13 protein-coding genes are annotated in these 19,383 nt (G+C 48.2%); 1 reads left to right on the forward strand and 12 read right to left on the reverse strand.

The window, feature by feature from the left end:
• Positions 1–43: 43 nt before the first annotated feature.
• The 12 genes from V7S65_RS11925 to V7S65_RS11980 form a co-directional block, all read right to left on the reverse strand.
• On the reverse strand, positions 44–622 hold the full coding sequence (locus V7S65_RS11925; RefSeq protein ID WP_079470100.1) for a Crp/Fnr family transcriptional regulator: 579 nt from the start codon (positions 620–622) through the stop codon (positions 44–46).
• A 43-nt stretch (positions 623–665) separates the two neighbouring features.
• Positions 666–3,179: an outer membrane beta-barrel protein gene (locus tag V7S65_RS11930; RefSeq protein ID WP_336386983.1), complete on the reverse strand. Its 2,514-nt coding sequence runs from the start codon at positions 3,177–3,179 to the stop codon at positions 666–668.
• A 6-nt stretch (positions 3,180–3,185) separates the two neighbouring features.
• The gene (locus tag V7S65_RS11935) at positions 3,186–5,996 is read right to left on the reverse strand and encodes a M16 family metallopeptidase (protein ID WP_336386982.1); all 2,811 of its coding nucleotides are present in this window, start codon (positions 5,994–5,996) and stop codon (positions 3,186–3,188) included.
• A 28-nt stretch (positions 5,997–6,024) separates the two neighbouring features.
• Positions 6,025–7,653: a SusD/RagB family nutrient-binding outer membrane lipoprotein gene (locus V7S65_RS11940; protein ID WP_336386981.1), complete on the reverse strand. Its 1,629-nt coding sequence runs from the start codon at positions 7,651–7,653 to the stop codon at positions 6,025–6,027.
• A 19-nt stretch (positions 7,654–7,672) separates the two neighbouring features.
• Entirely contained in the window at positions 7,673–11,131 is a 3,459-nt protein-coding gene (locus tag V7S65_RS11945; RefSeq protein WP_336386980.1) for a SusC/RagA family TonB-linked outer membrane protein, read from the reverse strand.
• A gap of 185 nt (positions 11,132–11,316) precedes the next feature.
• Positions 11,317–12,477, reverse strand: coding sequence for a FecR family protein (locus V7S65_RS11950; protein ID WP_336386979.1), 1,161 nt, complete (start codon positions 12,475–12,477; stop codon positions 11,317–11,319).
• 83 nt (positions 12,478–12,560) lie between these two features.
• Complete coding sequence (locus V7S65_RS11955; RefSeq protein WP_336386978.1) at positions 12,561–13,166, reverse strand: RNA polymerase sigma factor; 606 nt, start codon at positions 13,164–13,166, stop codon at positions 12,561–12,563.
• A gap of 83 nt (positions 13,167–13,249) precedes the next feature.
• Complete coding sequence (locus tag V7S65_RS11960) at positions 13,250–14,842, reverse strand: hypothetical protein (RefSeq protein WP_336386977.1); 1,593 nt, start codon at positions 14,840–14,842, stop codon at positions 13,250–13,252.
• 27 nt (positions 14,843–14,869) lie between these two features.
• Positions 14,870–15,877, reverse strand: a complete 1,008-nt coding sequence (locus tag V7S65_RS11965) for a PorP/SprF family type IX secretion system membrane protein (RefSeq protein WP_168771294.1) — start codon at positions 15,875–15,877, stop codon at positions 14,870–14,872.
• 498 nt (positions 15,878–16,375) lie between these two features.
• A complete protein-coding gene (locus tag V7S65_RS11970; protein ID WP_336386976.1) occupies positions 16,376–17,092 on the reverse strand; it encodes a DUF92 domain-containing protein in 717 nt (238 codons plus the stop codon).
• Positions 17,093–17,133: 41 nt separating this feature from the next.
• Positions 17,134–17,622, reverse strand: a complete 489-nt coding sequence (locus V7S65_RS11975) for a DUF5946 family protein (RefSeq protein ID WP_079470109.1) — start codon at positions 17,620–17,622, stop codon at positions 17,134–17,136.
• A 72-nt stretch (positions 17,623–17,694) separates the two neighbouring features.
• Positions 17,695–18,450, reverse strand: coding sequence for an MBL fold metallo-hydrolase (locus tag V7S65_RS11980; protein WP_336386975.1), 756 nt, complete (start codon positions 18,448–18,450; stop codon positions 17,695–17,697).
• Positions 18,451–18,545: 95 nt separating this feature from the next.
• On the opposite strand from V7S65_RS11980, the gene V7S65_RS11985 reads away from it, so the two are divergent.
• A complete protein-coding gene (locus V7S65_RS11985; protein WP_079470111.1) occupies positions 18,546–19,379 on the forward strand; it encodes a phosphatase PAP2 family protein in 834 nt (277 codons plus the stop codon).
• The last annotated feature ends 4 nt before the right edge of the window (positions 19,380–19,383 follow it).

Here is a 19,383-nt window from a genome sequence, read left to right on the forward strand (position 1 = left end):
TGTGCACGCAGCCCCTTCAAAACAATAACAAATGGTAAGAAATCTATAACGGCTCCTTTGCTATTTTACGACGTAAACGGCTTAATGACTCAGGGGTAATACCCAGGTACGCCGCTACCTGGTGCTGGGGCAGGCGTGTTTCAAGAAAAGGGTACCGGCTTACAAACCCGCGGTACCGCTCTATGGCAGGCTTCTGCAGCGACAGGATACGGCGCTGCAACGCGATGTAACCCCGCTGGGAAATAATGCGGTAATACCGTTCCACTGCCGGGATATCGTTAAACAGCTGCTCCAGTTGCTGCCGGGTGATACGTAACACCTCCCCTCCTTCCAGCACGTCAATATTAAAGAGGGATGGCTGACCGGACAGCATACTGTCCAGATCCGTGATCCACCAGCCTTCCACGCTGAACTGCAGCACATTTTCTTTCCCCGTGGCATCTTTTTCATACTGACGGCAACAACCTTTCAGCACAAAAAATTCGTAACGGCAAACATCGCCCTCCCGCAACAGGAACTGGCGGCGGCGTGTGCGCACGGATTCAAAATAGCCCGGAATACGTTTAATATCAGCGTCGCGCAGCGGTACATGTTGGAGAATACTATCTGTCAGCAATTTCATGCTCCTTGGTTATTCTTCAAAGATAGCCCTGTGCAGGAACGTCTCAAAGAATAATCTTTTGCGGTCCCATCTTCCCGAAAAAATACTGGAAACTGATCATTACATAACGCTGTAAAGCATTTACCTGTTTTGTTTCTGCATAGGTAGCCGTAGTGATATTGGAGATATTGGTGTTATTATTAAAAAGATCATTCACCCGGCATTTCAACTTCATCTGTTCTTTCCTGCCAAAACTATAGGCCACCGCGCTGTTACAAACAAAGTAACGGCGTTGGTCCGGCGCCGTTACCTGCGAATTATAATGATACACCATATCGCCGGACAGCTCCAGCCGTTTAACGGGGATCAGCTCCCACTGCATGTTAAGGCGTTGCGTGTTATAATTAACGTTATCAATACCAGGCAGCGAATAAACGGTGCTATTCACATCTATATTTACAGCAGGCGATATGGTCAGCCATTCTTTATAAGCAACGGAAAAATAAACACCGGCGCCGGCGGCCCACCCATTGGAAATATTTTTTTCACTGGCCACCAGGCCAACACCCCGGTTCCTGTTTATGTTAACATTAATACCATTATTGAACGTCCAGTTGTTCTTTTTCTTTTGGAGATTGATATTTCCATATACCATCATTCTCCACGTACCATTCACATTCTGAAAGGTACTGATTTGTCGTCCCAGGGAATCATAACGCTGATCCGCCACAATTTCATTACGGGCAAGGGACCCATTGCCGCTAAGATTGAAACTAAACCCTGTTACCGGCTGATAAACGAAAAACATCAGCGACAGATTTTGGGTAAAAGTGCCTTTCAGCAAAGGGTTGCCGACCTTCATGAACAAGGGGTTGGTGTTATCCACTACGGGCGACAACTGCTCTGCCGAAGGGGCGGAAGAAGAAATGGAATAGTTGGTAAACAACCGTCCGTATTTACTGACGGAATAATTTAATTGCAGGTTGGGCGCAAATTGTTGCTGATGGATCTTAATCACGGAGTCCAGCCACAGCAGCCGGTTTTCCTGTTGCAAAATCCGCATACCGGTATTCAGCGCTATGCTGAGGCGGTCGCTTTTCCAGGCCAGTTGCACAGAAGGCGTATGGGTAAAACTCGAGTTTTTATTACTGCTGGATAACGCACTATCCCGCATACCATATTTACCGGACGCGGGATCTTCTTCAAATACTTCCCGGAGTTGTTTGTTGTAAGTGGTACCCAGCGTGTAATCTAATGCCAGCACAAAGCCATGCCCAATGGCCGCCGACAGGTTAAATGTAAAATTATTATTAAAGCTGTTTTCCCTGGAGCTGATATATTGATTTAAAGAATCCCGCTGACTGATGCTATTGTTGGTATAAAAATTATTGACCGTATTGTTATATTCAGTTTGTTTTTTACTGCCGGCATCAAACCGCCAGGTGGTGTTGAGGTTCAGCTTGCGGTTACGGCTGGTTTTGTTGAAATTGATTTCACTGCCGCCGTTGCGCGTATGTGCTTCCCCGTTATTCCGAGAAAAGAGCGTATTCAGCAGGTCGCCAGTGGGGGTTTCCGATAAGGAATGCGATTGCAGGGTGTTGCTGTTTTTCCCGATAGCCGCGTTGGTCCTGAATGTCCAGGTGGTTAGTGAATCCTTTTCATAAACAAGACTGGTATACAGCTGATGCTGGCCATTCCTGGTTACTTCATTATTGGTACTTTGATTACGGAAACTGTTATCCGGCAACAAATTGAGCCGGTCGGTGGCGGCTGTTTTTGTGTTTTTAGTGTTATTATAGCTGTAATTACCGTCCAATGTGAGCTTTTTACCGGCTTTTGTGTTGATGTTGATGCTGCCGTTTTTGTATTCCGGCAAGCCTCCTTCTCCGCCGCCGCCCATGCCAGTGGTGGATATCGCTGTTATGCCGCCCGGCTGATCAGCAGCATTCTTTGCAGCCGCCATCACGCTGATACGTGTAGGATTACGCATAGAGCTGATCATACCATCTGCAAGGTAACGGTCACGACTACCCGCACCGGCAGTTATGTTTCCTACGATGCCGGTATTTTTATCTTTTTTAAGCACGAGGTTAACGGTCACATCTTCCGCCGGGGCTTTCACTGCAAGGGAACGCTGGGAGGCGAGGTCTTTGGTGGCGGTTACTTCTACCTTATCAATAATTTCCGCGGAAAGGTATTTGGTGGCCGCTTCTTTATTATCTCCAAAAAATTCCCTGCCATCTACTTTTATTCTTGTTACTGATTTTCCGTTCACGGTAATGCTGCCGTCACTGCCTATCACCACGCCGGGAAGTTTTTTCAGCAGCTGCAATACGCTGGCATTTGCAGCCAGTTTTATGGACGAAGCATCAAATTCCAGGGTGTCGTTACGAAGTGTAAAAGGTGGTTTGGCAACGGTTACCTCTACGGCTTTGAGTCCAATAATTTTGGGGTGCGTGGTATCGGAAGCTGTTACCGGCAGGCTGTCCGCAGCCCGCCCCTGTGCAATTGCGCAAGGGGCGGTTACGAAACATCCGGCAAGGAAAAATGCAATCCCGGCGGCGTATAGTGTTTTCACGTTTGTTTAGTTACTTTCCGGTACCAGTACGGCGCGGATATAGTTAGCATTGTTAAAATATTTCACAGCGGTTTGCTGTAAAGTTTCCGGTGTGATTTGTTGTAGCCGGTCCTTTATATCCGGCTGTTGCAAAGGTTCCTGGTTCAGGAGCGTGGAAGCGATATAATTCAGCCAGAATCCGTTTTCTTTAAACGCCCGTTCCACGCTGCTTTTATAGCCGGCTTTATATTTTACCACATCATCTTCTGCCACGCCTGTTGTTTTCAACTTCATAATTTCACTGTTAACGCTAAGGATCAAGGTTTCCACGTTGCGCGGGTCGCAGATAAAATTAATGCCAAACATATATTCACCGGAAGGTACTTTGCGGGTATTGGCATTTACATTAACGCTGTATACGCCTGCTTCCTGTTCGCGGAGCCGTTCTGTAAGACGGATATTAAGTACCCCTGCCAGTGCTTTCATCTGATCGCTGGTGGTGATATCATACGGAAAGGAACCGCTGAAAGCGAGGGTAACAATTGCCTGCGGCTCTTTACCAGCTACTACTTTTTTCACTACCCTGCCCTGCGGATAATTCAGCTGAAGATCCTTTACATCTTCCTGTTTATGTAAAGCCGGCAATGATCCAAGGTACTTAACCAGCAATGGTTTGATGCTATCGGTGTTAAAGTTCCCAACAAAAGTGAAAGTGAAGCCGGCAGCATCTGCAAACCGGTTTTTATAAATGGCCAGCGCCTGATCTGCATCGAGCAGGTTCAGTTGTTGCTCCGGCAGCTGCATCTTACGGAAGTGATAATTAGCCATTACAGCGTTGAGGGTGTCGCTGTATAGTTGCCGCGGCGCTTTGTTGGCATTGGCGTACGACAGCCTCGCCTGTTCAATCATATTGCTGAACATCACCGGGTCTTTACGCGGACTGGTAAAATACAGGTATACCAGTTGCAGCGCGGTTTCCAGGTCCTCATCGGCAGCACCGCCGGAGATGCCTTCTGATGTTTCGCTGATGAATGGTGATACCGACACATTTTTCCCGGTGAGTAGTTTGCGTAATTCCGTCTGGGTCATATCTGATACGCCGCTGGCGCTAACGAGTGAAGCAGCGATGCTGGCGTTATAAAAATCAGCGTCACTTACCTGTGATAAACCTCCGCGGCTGAAACCATTAAACAAGATTTCATCTTTTTTAAAGCTGGTTGGTTTCAGCAGCACTTTCAGTCCGTTGCTGAGTTCCAGGGAAGTGATGCCCAGGTCTTTGATCACTTTCTCACTGATGATAGTACCCGGTTGCGGGGCACTGTCGAGCAGCGTGGTACGCAGTACTTTTTTATCTTCATAGGCAGCGATGGACGCGGTGGCAGCTTCGTTCATCCATTGCAGCACGGTGGCTTCCGAAGGAAGGGAGTCTTTCTGTTTGTCGTTGGCCACCAGGATAAGATCACGGTCGGTGTCCTTAAAGTAGGATTGTATAACAGCATTAAAACCCTTCAACGTGAGCGTGTCGGTAATGGCTTTGTACAAGGCGGTTTCATATGCGCTGCCCGGACTTGCTTCACCTTCCAGGAAGTGTTTTACATATTCCCTTACATACGATTCCGAAGGGGTTTTATCCCGCTCCTTGTAGCTCAGGGAAACGTTGCTGAGGAAGGAGGTTTTTGCCCGTTGCAATTCTCCTTCGGTGAAGCCGTATTTCTTTATCCGTTGCAGTTCTGTCCACCAGGCTTTGATGCCTTTTTCTGTTTCACCGGGCTTGAGTACTACCCTGCCGCTAAGGCCGCTGAGATTGGCCATCATTTTACCAAAGCCTGCACCACCACTGAGGAAGGGGGCATTTTTTTGCCGTGCCACTTCATTCATGCGATCGCTGACCATGCTGTTAAACAGGGATTGGATGAGGATATTGCTGAAATCCGTTTTTGTTTTAATGGTGGCTCCCGGCTGTTTGATGGTGAGTTCCAGGCGGGTGGTGGCCACTTCCGGATCTGTTACCGCCAGGAACTGGTTTTTGCCGGTGAGCGGGATAGTGGTGTATTTACGTTCTTTCGGCTGTGCGGGTGAGCGCAGATCGGCGAACATAGCGCGGATGGATTTTTCTATCTGCGCCACATTTACATCGCCCACTACGATCAATGCCTGCAGGTCGGGCCGGTACCAGTCTTTATAAAAAGCGCGGATCTGTTCATGCTTAAAGTTTTTCAGTACTTCTTCCGTGCCTATCGGCAAACGGGAGGCGTACAGCGACTGGTTCACTGACAACGGCATTACTTTATCCTGTATGCGTTGTGCGGAACCCAGGCGTTGTCTTTTTTCTTCGAGGATCACGCCTCTTTCATTATCTATTTCCTCATCGCTGAGGGTGAGCTCCTGTGCCCAGTCGCGCATGATCTGCATGGCATTACGGAAAACGGTTTTATCTTCCACGGATACCGGCAGCTGGTATACGGTTTCATCAAACCCCGTGTAGGCGTTAAGGTCTGCGCCAAAACGCACGCCTGATTTCTGGAGATAATTTACCAGTTCATTTTTGGGATAATGAGTAGTGCCATTAAAGGCCATATGCTCCAGGAAGTGCGCCAGGCCGCGCTGTTCGTCTGTTTCCAGGATAGACCCGGCTTTGTTCACCAGGTACATTACCGCTCTTTTTTCCGGCGTGGTATTTTTCCGGATATAATAGGTAAACCCGTTGGGGAGTTTACCTATCGTTACTTCCGGATCCATCGGCACTGTTTCACCGGTTTGTTGTGCATGGGCTATGCTGCCGGTAACGACAGACAATAGCATCCCCCATGCTGCAATGCTGCAACAAAATTTTATCATGATAACCGTTATTTTTTTTAGAAGATGATTATGGCATCCACCAGATTTTGCTGGTGAAGATGTCGATAGGACCCTGTGCCAGCAGGTTTTCCTTGTTCTGTACCATTTCTGATACCGGGTAAGGACACCGGATAGGCATGATATTGCCCACCCTGGCGGGGTCGTAAGACAATGGGATTTCCGGGAACCTTCCGTTGCGGCGGTAGTCCACCCATGCTTCAAAAGGTTCAATACCGTTAAAGGCCATGTATTTCTGGAACATCAGCAGTTTGTATTTATCCGGTGCGGCGGCCCAGCTCACCTTTGGATTGACGGCAGCTGTTTCCGCATTGTACCAGGTATTGAAAGCATCATCCGACAGGGAAGGCACCGTGGTGTTGCCGCCTACATTGAGCCAGCGGAACGATTCTTTCACGGCGTTCTTATAAGCCGTTTCGGGATCACCGGGCAACCATCCGCGCTGAATGGCTTCTGCCTGAAGGAACATGCTTTCGATGCTGGTGATGATCCAGCAGGGCATGTCATAGCCTTTTATGATACCGGTCGATAAAGGCGATACAGGCGTACGGAAAGTGCGTACGCCGCCAACCTGTGACACATATTCCGTACGGTTGTAAGGGTACTGTTGTTCATCTACCGGCAAACCGAATTTATTGCCCCTGTATTCCTGCGGACCAGGTTGTGTAAATGGTTCCACTGCATTGGCAGGCAACGGCACACGGGCGGGTGAGTAAAAGAAACCGAGACGGGGGTCGTGATTTTCTTTCAGCATATTCATGGCCGTTACATTGGCAGAAGCCATCTGCCAGTTCGGTACCATTTTGTCACCGGCAGCGGTATAAAAGCGGTTATATACATCATACTGTGAATATTTTGCATAATACCTGGATGGCTTCTGATCGGTAAAACCGGGATTTATATCCGCATTTTCTCCACTGCTTAAAAAGCCGGAACCTTGTGCTACAATCTTCGCTATTTCTCCTTTGATGTAATCGGCTCTGCCGGGTTTGTTGGCCTGGTGTACCAGCAACCGTAGTTTGAGGGTATTGATAAACTTAAACCACTTTTGTTTGTCGCCATGAAACATAATATCCGCAATGGATATACGGAGCGCCTTATCCTGCGGAGCGTCCCTGATCAGGATAATAGAGCTGTCCAGTTGTGTCATCAGGTCTTCATAAATAAACTCTCCGCTGTCGTACTTTGGCTTGCGGATGCTGGTATTATTGGCCTCGCTGTAAGGCATATTGTTACTGTTATCCACCGCGCGGCTCCATTGCAATGCCCTGATCACTTTAGCGATACCGATGTAATAGGGTTGGTTATGCAACCTGGCATTGGCTTCCCATAGCAGGATAGCCGGGTCGGGGGAGCTGGTGCCAAAAAAACTATCGCCCAGCCGGTAATAGGTAAGCACAGTGGCTCCGGAAGAATATTCTGCAAATGTCCAGTAGCCCATCCATTGCGCTTCCGTTTCGCTGTTCACACCGGATATGCTGTTGAACAACATATCCGGCAGCATAAGATCCGGTGTGGCATTGTTTTCTGTGAGCTGCATCGGATTGTAGTTAATGTCGATCCAGCCCTTCTTACATCCGGTGATGAGTGTGGCGGCAGTTAGTAAAGCTCCCGCTAAAATGTGATATCGTTTGCGCATCAGTTTAATTTTTTTGTTGTTAGAAACTCACAGTAGTAATCACCCCATATTGTGCAATGCCCGGAACGGTAGAAACGCCGGAAGCCGATCCCGAAAGGTTGTCGGGGATAGTCCGGTAGCCTCTGTCGCCAGGACCTTTGATCAGCTGCGGATCACCTGATTTATTTGCTTTTGCATAGAAGTTGAACACGTTTCGGCCATATACACTTAAGTTGAGTTTCTTGATAGTTTTTGTTTTAAAGAAGCGTTCGTAACCTATCACCACTTCCCTTATTTTGAAGAAATCTGCTTTGGTCAGGTAATTGGTAGAAGCATTGGTAAAGTGGCTGTATAATTCCTGGTTGGCACTTTTCGTATATACACTGGTGTTAGACACGTATTTACCGGTGCCATCATCATATGATGAGTTTGGATAAATAAAAGGCTTCCTGTCGTTATATGTAGTAAGTACGCTGAATCCGTACAGCACATCATATTCCATCACTTCAGAGTAGTGCATGGCGCCGGTATTGAATTCTCCCATTACCGCTAAGGTGAATCCCTTAAAGCCGAAGTTCAAACTCATTCCACCGGAATACTTCGGTAAGGTACGACCACCATAAATGGGTTTGTTCACATCCACATCCGGCATACCGGTTTCTTTATCTACGACCACCCTGCCTTCTGCATCTCTTTTTAAATCATACACCTGATATTCAAAGGCGCGTTGGCCGGTGCGGGCTACTACACCGTACATGTTGCCGTAGTAGGGTATTTTCAGCGGAAACAATCCATCATAGGCATCGCTGATAGAGATGACCTTATTATCGTTCATGGCTATACGTATATCAGCACTGAGGGTAAAGCCGCTTCTGGTTTTAATAATGGGATCAAATTTCAGGTCTGTTTCCCAGCCGTAGTTGCGCATCACGCCCAGGTTATCTATGGTACTGCCACCACTTAACCAGGGGATCTTTACTTTCATGATCACCCCGTTATTACGTTGTGTGTACCAGGTAAAGTCTGCTGATACGCGGTTTTTCCATAAGCTTACACCAACGCCATATTCCTGGCTAAGGATCTTTTCCGGTTTCAGGTATGGGTTAGGATTACCTTCCATGTATTTATAGGCAATGATGCCTTCATCTGAAGTGCCCGGATAAGGAAAACTATTAGCATAAGCCATCTCTAATGTCCTTTCAGACTGATAAGGCTCAATGTTCATATTGGCCGTGGTATTGACCGCTGCGCGTACCTGCAAACGGGATAGCCAGGTATAATTTTTCAGGGAGGAAATTACTTCATTCAGGATCACCGAAGTATTACCGCCTATATACAGATCTTTACCCCTACCTACTTTTGCACGTTTGGAATCCCAGTCATTACGCGCCATCAGCTCCACAAATACTTTGTCTTTATAACCAATACCAGAAGTACCAAAGAAGGAGTAATTGCGGGTGAGCAACGATTCTTCGCTCCCGGAAGGCAGGTCACGGGAAAAGGCCAGGTTAAACACCGGTATGATGGGATTACCGGTACCCATTAATTTCTTGTAATAATTTTCTTTTACAGAACTTCCTAAGGTGGTGCGGAAGTTAAAATCGCCGGCACGGTTTAAGGCTGTTATCAGCAGGTCGTTGTTAAGGGTAGTAACAATGCGGGATTCCTCGCTCATTTGTGTAAGCCGGTCGCGGAAACGGTTATAGCCACCATTTATTTTTGCAAAGTCAGAAAAGTTCTGCGGCTTTATGACGGCTCTTTCATAAAATCCGTCATATACAATACTCGGTTTATCCGTTACCGTTAGCCAGGGCAATACTTTTCCTGTCAGGACCAAACCCGCTATCACCGCATTATCTGTCCCTTTTTTCCTGCGGTTTGCTGCAGCCTGGTAGGGGCTCATCACATCATTGTCATTCCAATAATGGTTAAGATCTGCCCACTTATTATTTTCATAATCTTTATAACTAAGGATAGGGATAAAAGTGGGTGTACTCAGCATATCAGTGAACTCAGGTCCTTTATCGGTATTGGTGCGGGAGTAGTTCAAATTCAACTGTACATTCAGTTTGCCCAGTTTACGGCCGGCGCTGAAGAAGAGGTTGACGGCATCCTGTTTATCGCCGGGTACCATACCCGTTTGATTCACGGCACTCAGGCCGAGATAGAAATCGGAGATGGCATCTGATTGCGAAACAGACAGGTTATTTTGTACGGTACGGCCTACATGGAAGAAGCGTCTTGCGTCCTTTTTATCAGAGTAGGTCACCATCTGGTAGTCGCCGTTTTCATCGGCTCTTCCAATCGGTACCAGCCGGCCATCGTAGGCGGGGCCCCAGCCGTTTTTATCCAGGCTGCTGTAAATACCGTTTCCTTTGTCATCTACCAGCCCGCTGCCGGTGCCGAAGCGTCGTTGTTTATTCTTATCGTTCCGGAAATCGAGGCGGGAAAAGTTTACGCTGTTGCGGAAGTTGATAGCGGGTTTACCTTTTTGTCCTTTTTTGGTGGTGATAATGATCACACCATTTACTCCTTCCGGTCCGTACAAGGCCGTACCATTCGCGCCTTTCAGCACGGTTACGTTTTCAATATCCGCAGGGTTGATGTTATTGATAAAGTCCATGATCATGGCGGCGGAGCCATTATCCGATCCAAAAGACAATGGCGTACCATTCAGGATAAACAGCGGCTGGTTATTACTGGTGGTGCTAAAAGAGCGGATGCCGCGGATCAGTACCCGCATCTGCGGGTTCATGTCGGCACTCTGTACAGCAATATTTAACCCGGATACTTTACCGGCCAACCCCTGAAGCAGGTTGCCGGAATTGGCGCGGTTGATATCTGCCCCGCTCACTTTGGCTACGCTGTAACCCACTTCTTTAGAACTCTTTTCTATACCAAAAGCCGTTACTACGGTTTCATCCAGTTTGGATACCGCGGGATTCATCAGCACCGTGAGTGCAGGCTGATTAGGGATGATCTTTATTTCCTGTGTTTCATATTGCAAAGAAGTAATGACCAACACATTGCCGGGTTCTGCATTCAGCACAAAGTTGCCCTGTGCATCGGTAATAGCGCCCCTGTTCTTTCCTTTTATTTTTACAGATGCCGATGCAATGGGCTCTTTATTCACCGCATTCAGCACGGTTCCTCTCACTTCTATAAAAGCACTTACCACAAAAGGCAGTTTTCCTTCCAGTGGCGGTGGCTTTACTGCAAGTGTAATCACTTTATCGGTGATGGTGTACTTCAGCGGCTGGTCTTTAAAAGCCGTTTCCAGGAAAGCCGCCAATGGCATCTCTTCCGCCGCTACCGTTACCGGTTTCGCTGTTTTCAGCAATTCGCTGTTGTAAAAAACTACATAGCCTGTTTGCTGCTCGATAGCAGTAAAAATTTTCTTCAGGGAAAGATCCTTTCCTGAAAGTGTGACACTTTGCGAAAAAGTTGATGCATGCACACTGAGAAAAGTAATGGTCAGCAGTAAAAAGGTCAGCCTCATTACGAACAAGATTTTGGTAATGTAACGATGCCTCCACCATAACAGGTGGCCACAATAAGCATTTTTTTGCATAAATTGCATTTGGTTTGGTTGATAATAGATTCTCTTACGGAAAATTTAAAACGACTGAACTACTAACCGGAAGTGGGTCCAAGCACTTCCGGTTTTCGTTTTTTATGATTGGTTTATTTAGGTTGTATGATGAGCTTTCCTCCCGGTTCCAGCCTGAAGTGAATGCCGGCATCGGTCAATATTTTGAGCAATTGCGTCAGGCTTACATTCCGCACTATTTTTCCGCCAAACACCACATCCGGCACTTCCTGGTCGTACACTACCTCGATGTTGTACCACCTGGCCAGTTGCCGCATTACCTCCCGCAGGTGTTGTCCTTCAAAATTAAACAGCCCGCTGCGCCACGCCATTACCGCGCTGGTATCTACCCCGTTCACCACCTGCGGCGTTTGCGTACCTGCCGCTAAAACAGCCTGCTGTCCTGGCTGCAATACCACCGCCTGCGCTGCGCTGAAGCGGATACGCCCTTCCAGCAAGGTAGAGCGGATGGCTGCTTCATCGGGGTAAGCGTTTATGTTGAAGTGAGTGCCCAGTACATCAATATAGCTTTCCTGTTTGCTGATCTTTACCCGGAAGGGTTTGTGTGCGTCCTTCGCTACTTCAAAATAGGCTTCCCCACTCACTTCCACCAGTCGTTCCCGGCCGGTAAAAGCGGTAGGATAGCTGAGTGAAGAGGCGGCGTTCAGCCATACTTTGGTGCCGTCGGGTAATACTACCTGGAACTGGCCGCCGCGGGGCGTTGTGAGTACATTGATACCGGCAGCTTCCCCATTGGAGGAAGGTGCGTAATTCAACTGGCCGTTTACCTGTTGGGCGGTGGCATTGCCCAACTGTATCTGCCGTTTGGCAACGCTGTCGAGTGTGATTACGGAGCCGTCGGCCAGTTTCAATACGGCTTTGCTGCTGCCGGGCGCCACGTCGTATTTTGCTGCCAGCTGCTGTTTGCCGGCTTGCTGCTGCCAGCGGAAAATACCGGTGCCAATGAGTAGCAGCAGGGATGCCGCTGCTGCCCACCAAATCAGGCGGCGCGGTGGTTTATCTGTTGCTTTTGATGGGATGGCTTGTATAATATGCGCGTACATTTCCGGCAGGGGCGCCTCCTGTCCGAATGCCGAGTGGTCGGTATCGGCAAGCGCCGCCAGCAAGCTTTCCAGCCTGGCAGTGTTGCGCTCATCCAGGAGCATCACCCGCCATTGCCGGAACTCTTCCGGTGTCATGGTATCGTCCGTATACTTGCGGAACAGTTCATCAAATTCCTTGTCGGCAGGTTGCATGCATTTAAATAATAATGGTTGATGTTGTTACTACCCTTCGCTACTATAGACGTAAATACATCCGGGGGGTAATGCATACTTTCTTAAAAAAAAGCAGAAAATAATGGCGTCAGGTACAAAAGAGCCACCAGTGCAATTTCCGGGAAGTTTTCTTCCAGGTATTTACGGATAATAGCCAATGCCCGTACTAAATGACTTCTGGAGGTAATGGGTGAAATATTCATGCGTTGAGCTATTTCCGTATGGGTTAATCCCTGGAAACGACTCAGCATAAAAGCGGTTTTTAATTGAGGGGAAAGTTGGTCTACCGCCTGTAAAATGGCCCCTTCCAGTTGTTTCAGCGCCAGTTGTTCTTCTACGGAAGGCGCTGTATCGGTAAAAAAGCTGGTCAGGTATTCTTCATTTTCCGGAGCCGCTACTTTTTTCCGCAGGTAATCCATCGCCATATTGCGGGTAATGGTGTTGAGCCAGGGTCTGAATTGCTGTACAGTAAGCAGGTGGGCTCTTTTCACCCATATTCTTACAAAAACTTCCTGGGTAAGGTCCTGTGCTATCTCCGGCGATTTCATCAGGCGCAGGGCAAGGCCGTACACATGCCTGGCATAATGTTCATAAAGTACACTGAATGCCTCCTGATCGGCGTTGGCTACCCGCTGGAGCAATTCCTTCTCATCTTCTAACTGGTGCATTCCATAAAAATCTAGGCGCGGAGAGATCGGTGTTTTGATTGATATCGTAAAAATAGAAAAAAAGCCGTCATTCGTTCTTCTTTTTATTTACAGATATCTTTTCTCAGCACTTCCCCGTCTTTCATGCCGCGTGTATTGAACTCAATAATTTCCACGCGTGTGCCACCAGGATAATGGAGGCGGATTTCATAGTCGGTATCTTTTTCCAGTGTCAGGGTAATTTCCCTGCCGGCTTCCCCGATAAAGCACCAGCCGATTTGCCGTTGTTTGTTATAGATGTAAATACATGTGGCTGCTAATGACGGGCACACCGTACCGGTGAATGGGATTACGAGTCCCGGTGTTAATTGGGTAAGTGTGTAGGCGGAGGGTGTGGTGATGGAATAAATATCATCGCTTCCTTTGCCGCCGGTGCGGTTGGAGGCGAAGTAGGTATCTCCGTTGGCGGCGGCTACAAAATAAAAATCGTCGCCCGCGGAATTGGTGGGATAGCGAAGGTTTTCCGGTGTACTCCACTGGGTTTTACTACCGCTGCTGTGGAAAATATCGAAGCCACCCATGCCGGTCCATCCTTTACTGGAAAAGTACAGGCTGCCATCGGGGGCTATGGTTGGAAACTCCTCTTCTTCCAAAGTATTAATACCCGGGCCGCAGTTTACCGGTGCGCTCCATTTGCCATCACCTTGTTTTTCGCTGTACCAGATATCTGTGGCTCCCTGTCCGCCGGGCATGTTGGCCGCAAAATAAAGGGTGTTGCCATCATTGCTGAGAGCCGCGTGGCCCAGGGAATATTCATCGGGTTTATTGTAGGGGAATGCCGTTAGTTCGCCCCATTTGCCATTTGCATCTTTTTGGGCGGAGAATAACTCCAGGCGGCGATAGCCGTACTTCACTTTATCTTCTTTTACGGCAGGAATGCGACGATCGGCGTTTGTCATGGTTACATAGGCCGTGCGGTAATCTTTGTCAAAAACGGCGGGGCCTACATGGTATTTCGACCAGTTAAATGCCGGGGAAAAATCTTTGATGTATACATTGCCATAGTTGGCGGTATCTCCAATATAAAGGCCCTGAAAATCAGTGCGGGTGCGGCCATATACATTCCTGTTAAAATGGCTGCCGTTTTCCAGCTGGTTGCGGTATAGCGAGTCGGACACGAATACGATGCCGCCGGGATAGTAAGTAGCGCCCCAGTCGGAGCCAATGGTGTTAAGCCGTTCCACATTGCGGATGGCAACAGGCGTGGGTGTTTGTATCCATTCCTGTGCAGCGTCGCAGCCGGCGATCCTGTTCTTTACCCGTTCCTGGTTACCGGTTTGTGCATATTGTGTGTAAGCTGCTTTTGCTTCGGCGTATTTACCTAAACTTTTGAGCATATCGCCGTAGTATAAACGGGCATCAGCAGGGGCATCGGGGCGGGCCAGCATTTTAGCATACCAATCGGCGGCCGCTGCATATTCATTGATATGCCGGTAGGATTCTGCCAGGCGTTCCAGCACAAGGGTTTTTGTTTTGTCCTTTCTCTTTGCGGCAATCCTTTCATACAGGGAAGCCGCTTTTGCGTAGTCGTATTTGTTGTAGTAAACAGCAGCCTGTTGGTCCAGCGACAATTGTTCCTGTGCCTGTAAAAACTGTACCGATAAGATGAGTAGAATTATACCAGCATATTTTTTCATAGTGTGTATTTAAATGAATACCCTGCATTAGAAATATCTCGGACTGATCACCCTGGCTTTTTTGCCGGGGAATAAAAACCCGATGGATATTTCATGTGATCCGCTCTGGAAAGAAGACATTTTGCTAACGGTAAGATCGTACGCATATCCCAACCTGAACTGATTGGTGATATTAAACTGTACCAGTGCACTGGCGGCATCCAGTTGTTCCAGGTTTTTATCCAGCGCGGGTTTACTCCAGATCTTCACCCCGGTGCGGTAAGAGCCGCCAACCCAAAGGCGGTCGGCTATAAAGAATAAAGCGGTGAGGTCTACATTGGTGGGTCCCTTAAAGTCTTCTTTTACCAGGATAGATGGCTTGAACTTTACCGTTTCTGACAAGTCGAACATCATACCGGCGTTTACATACAGGTGTTGTGTTTTACGGATGGTTTTATACTGGTATCCTTTCCAGTAATAACGGGAGGCATCTGTATAAAGGGAAAAGAGATCCATTACAGAGGCGCCTACGTAGAATTTCGAGGTAAAGTAATAGATCCCGAACCGTGCATCGGGTACCCAGGTAGATGCCCTGCCCATAGGAATGGTAGGATCATTATCATCGTTGTACACAAGCGCGTTGCCGTCGATGGCATATTGCGTAACCCCGGCTCCTACTCCCAGGCATAAACGCTTATCGCCGTCTTCATTCAGCGGAATACGATAGGAGTACATTCCATAAATGGAGGTAGCGTCCTGGGGGCCCAGTTTATCGTACATTACCTGCAGCCCCAATCCTACGCGGTTATCGCGGGAGGCGTTCAGGGCGCCGTCTACAGATACGCCGCCGGTTTGAGGCCCACCGGGGAAATTAACCCATTGCTTTCTGTAAATGGCATTGGCAAACAGCTCTTCTTTGTAACCTGCGTAAGCCGGGTTCACGCTCAACATGTTAAAAACATATTGGCTGAACTGTAGATTTTGCTGCGCCTGTATTGCTACCGGCTTATACAGCAGCCCGGAAAACGCTAACAACAGCATTAACTTTGATTTCATGTTTATGCTCATACGAGATCCTTTAAGATGTCAATAAGTAATGATTACCGAAGTAATTTGACTTCCCCGTTAAATCCCTGTCAGTTTGTGCTGTACATCATTTCAGTATGTAGAAGTAAATACTTTTATTGAGGTGTTATCACGAAACAATCGTTTTACCATTTCCGTCCGGGGTACAATAAACTCCATGATCTTATTCACATTGCGTGGTGGTAGCAGGATACAGTGCCGCATAAAGGATATGTCAATGTTATAACCGGACAGACAAAAGGGGGTTGCACGTGCGACGGGCACGTTTTTTCCCATAGAATATGAGCTACAAATCAGTTTTTGAAGACGGTCGTGAAGGATACCCTTCCTTATCTACATACATCAATAGCAACCAGAAGGGTATCTCCCAGCCTTTATCAACAATAAAAATGGTAAAAGGTTTACTAAATTTTATCATTTGCAGCAGAATAACATATGTGACAACATAGGAATCCTATCTACATGGGGTTACAGCAGGTACAACAGCATCGCTGTAATAGCGCCAAACAAGGTATTGCCGAAATTCACCGTATCATTACCGATGATGTGTTTGCGTTCCAGTGTGGCGCCCAGCAGGGAGTCTGCCAGGTTACCGGCAATACCGGCAATGGCCACAAACCATACGGTTTCGTCCATACCAAAACAGATACCGTAAAGTAAAGCGAGGATGCCGGCTCCCGCAGCGCCCAGCAGGGTGCCTTCCAGGCTGACTACCCCATCCTGTCCCCTGGCCTCTTTTTTAAAGGTGAGGATATTATAAAAGTTGCGGCCGTATACCATGCCCAGTTCGGACGACAGCGTATCGGCAGTAGCCGCAGCCAGGCTGGCGGCCAGCATCATCTGGTACATATCGTCGATGTCAGGGCTTATGAGCGCCAGCAACGCCATGATAGCGGCCACTCCGCCATTGGCAAATACCTGACCAGCCGTGCGCTGTTCGGGATGGTTTTCTCCCGGAAAAATTTTCAGGTGCTTCTTATGCGAAGTGGCGGTTATGCCCATGATAAAAAATGCGCCGAGCAATAACAGTCCGCCGTAGCCGGTTCCGGCGGCTACCAGCAGGGCTACTGCCGCTGCCATCACGCCACCGCCCGGGGTGAGCTTACGTTTTTTTACACACAGTACCGCAATGGCAATAATTGCCACCAGTATAATAATCAGTTCGAAGAAAGAAGATAGTTGCATAACAAGCCGCAAAACTATACAAATATCCCGTTCCTGATTTTTTAAATGTAAAGGGCGGTCTTTTCTTTTATAAAGGCATGATGTGCGCTCCAGCTATCCCATACTGCCTGTGCCCATTTTTTCATAGCGGCATATAGTTCCTCTTCCGTGGTGGCTTTGAGTACATCCTGTACGGTGAGTGCGCCGGTGGTGGCGGGCGGTTCCAGCTTCTCCCAGGATTGTTTGGGGATAATGCTGTGCACATGCTGTACCTGCCGCCCGGTATAATTCTTTTCCAGTGCAAGATACAAGCCTATCAGTGCGTAGGCGGTGATGATGTTCCGGCTCACGCCACCGGCATGTTGGGCGCCGTAGGCATCTACCGACAGCTGATGATGGAAATCCGGATGTTTAAAAGCAAAGGTACGGTCGGCGAGCTGATTGAAGAGGTCCAGGCATTCACCGGATGCATTATATCTTTCGGAGGGGGCTAATTGCTGGTATGCAAGATGTAGTTTACAGCCCGGGCAAATGATGTTGTTTTCTGTCATGTGCTGCTGAAATTAAATGCTGGTGTAAATACTAAAAATAAGGATTTTACACCAGCATTCTTTCAGCGGTTGTTATTTCGCATACCAATCGCGCAGTCTTACTTCAATTCCTTTATTACCTGCGTCTACCAGGCTTTTGAACTTATTCACATCGGCGAGTCCGCCTTTACCGCGGTAATGATAAGGGTATACTATTTTTGGAGCAAAGGCCAGTACGGCATCTGCTGCTTCCGTTACATCCATTGTATATGGCAGGTTCATGCAAACAAAGGCTACATCAATATTTTTCAGCGCCCTCATTTCCGGAATGCCCTGGGTATCACCGGAGATATAGACAGACTTACCCCCTACCTTCAGCACATATCCATTACCCCTGCCTTTGGTATGCATAGCGGTGGCGCTTTCCGGCAGGTTGTACATGGGAATGGCGTTGATGGAAATTCCTTCCACGGTTTTGGATTCGCCGTTTTTCAGGGTGATGACCTGGCTGGCAGGTATGCCTTCCAGTTTCGCTGTTACCACTGCCGGGGCAACAATAATTGTATGGGCCCTTTTAACAGCATTGATAGTAGCCGGGTCAAAGTGATCGCCATGAATATCGGTTACCAGGATGATATCCGGCGCTGCCAGTCCTTTATGTGGCTCCGCTCCACCGGCAGGGTCCACGTAAATGGTTTTGCCTGCCACCGACAACAGGAGGTCGGCGTGGTTAATGGGCTGGATAGTAAGATTGCCTTTGGAGGTGGAGATCACATCCGGTGTCACTCTCTGCGCAATGGCATTGCCTGTGGCCAAAAGTACCAGGAGGGCAAGGAAACAGTTTCTCATAATTGCTGATTAATGTGATCGTAAAGTTAAACAATTCCGGCGCTGCTTCTTCTTAAAAATACTACTTTCGTGCTCTTTGCAAAGCACTTAAACAGATGGGATTCCGGCTTATATTTCTTTTACTGGTTATTTTCTCGCCCCGCTTACAGGCACAATCGGACAGCAGCCTGCCCGTTGTAACAGACAGCAGCCGTCCGGCTATTAAAGCCAGCGACACCTTAATACGGTACCGCATAAACGGCGTTTACCTGGGCAGTATCTGGCGGGACCTGAAATATACGGTGGCCCGGCCTGCCCACTGGGAGAAAAGAGATTACATCCGGCTGGGTGTGATAACCGGGGTAACCGGTATCCTGCTGGGAGGGGATTATGGCGTGAAACAGTTTTTTGTGCGTCACCAGTCGAATTTTGTTACCAGCGTAACAGACCAGATAGAACCCTTTGGCAATGCCTATTCCCCGTATCTTGTAGCCGGCATGTATGTGGTGGGCGTGATTGCAAAAGACCGCAACCTGGAACACGGCGGACTGATGGCTGCTAAATCGCTCATCATTTCCACCGCCATTTACGCTACCATTAAGAGTATTGTGAGACGCGGACGCCCTACCTATTACGATTCCCCGTTTAGCTTTAATGCTCCCTTCAGCAAAGATAAACAGCATACTTCTTTCCCATCAGGACATAGCCTCACCGTGATGACAGTAGCCACCGCTTTCGCGGAGCTGTATGGAAAAGATCATCCGTGGGTGCCGTGGGTATCCTATGGTATTGCCGGCCTCACCGGCGCCACCCGCCTGTATGAAAACCGGCACTGGAGCAGTGATGTGTGGGTAGGTCTGGCTCTGGGACATTTTGTAACCAAAAGCGTTTTCCGGCATCACCGGGAACTGGAGCATAAAAAAGCTATGCAACTCATGATGGCCCCCTGATCTG

The sequence above is a fragment of the Chitinophaga sp. CCNWYY40 genome, assembly GCF_037483205.1.
GTDB lineage: Bacteria > Bacteroidota > Bacteroidia > Chitinophagales > Chitinophagaceae > Chitinophaga > Chitinophaga ginsengisegetis.

Coding starts and splice junctions, on each gene's coding strand:
- V7S65_RS11960 (WP_336386977.1), bottom strand. CDS start 14,842: ATGAAAAAATATGCTGGTATAATTCTACTCATCTTATCGGTACAGTTT.
- V7S65_RS11925 (WP_079470100.1), bottom strand. CDS start 622: ATGAAATTGCTGACAGATAGTATTCTCCAACATGTACCGCTGCGCGAC.
- V7S65_RS11950 (WP_336386979.1), bottom strand. CDS start 12,477: ATGCAACCTGCCGACAAGGAATTTGATGAACTGTTCCGCAAGTATACG.
- V7S65_RS11970 (WP_336386976.1), bottom strand. CDS start 17,092: ATGCAACTATCTTCTTTCTTCGAACTGATTATTATACTGGTGGCAATT.
- V7S65_RS11965 (WP_168771294.1), bottom strand. CDS start 15,877: ATGAAATCAAAGTTAATGCTGTTGTTAGCGTTTTCCGGGCTGCTGTAT.
- V7S65_RS11975 (WP_079470109.1), bottom strand. CDS start 17,622: ATGACAGAAAACAACATCATTTGCCCGGGCTGTAAACTACATCTTGCA.
- V7S65_RS11935 (WP_336386982.1), bottom strand. CDS start 5,996: ATGATAAAATTTTGTTGCAGCATTGCAGCATGGGGGATGCTATTGTCT.
- V7S65_RS11985 (WP_079470111.1), top strand. CDS start 18,546: ATGGGATTCCGGCTTATATTTCTTTTACTGGTTATTTTCTCGCCCCGC.
- V7S65_RS11955 (WP_336386978.1), bottom strand. CDS start 13,166: ATGCACCAGTTAGAAGATGAGAAGGAATTGCTCCAGCGGGTAGCCAAC.
- V7S65_RS11940 (WP_336386981.1), bottom strand. CDS start 7,653: ATGCGCAAACGATATCACATTTTAGCGGGAGCTTTACTAACTGCCGCC.
- V7S65_RS11945 (WP_336386980.1), bottom strand. CDS start 11,131: ATGAGGCTGACCTTTTTACTGCTGACCATTACTTTTCTCAGTGTGCAT.
- V7S65_RS11980 (WP_336386975.1), bottom strand. CDS start 18,450: ATGAGAAACTGTTTCCTTGCCCTCCTGGTACTTTTGGCCACAGGCAAT.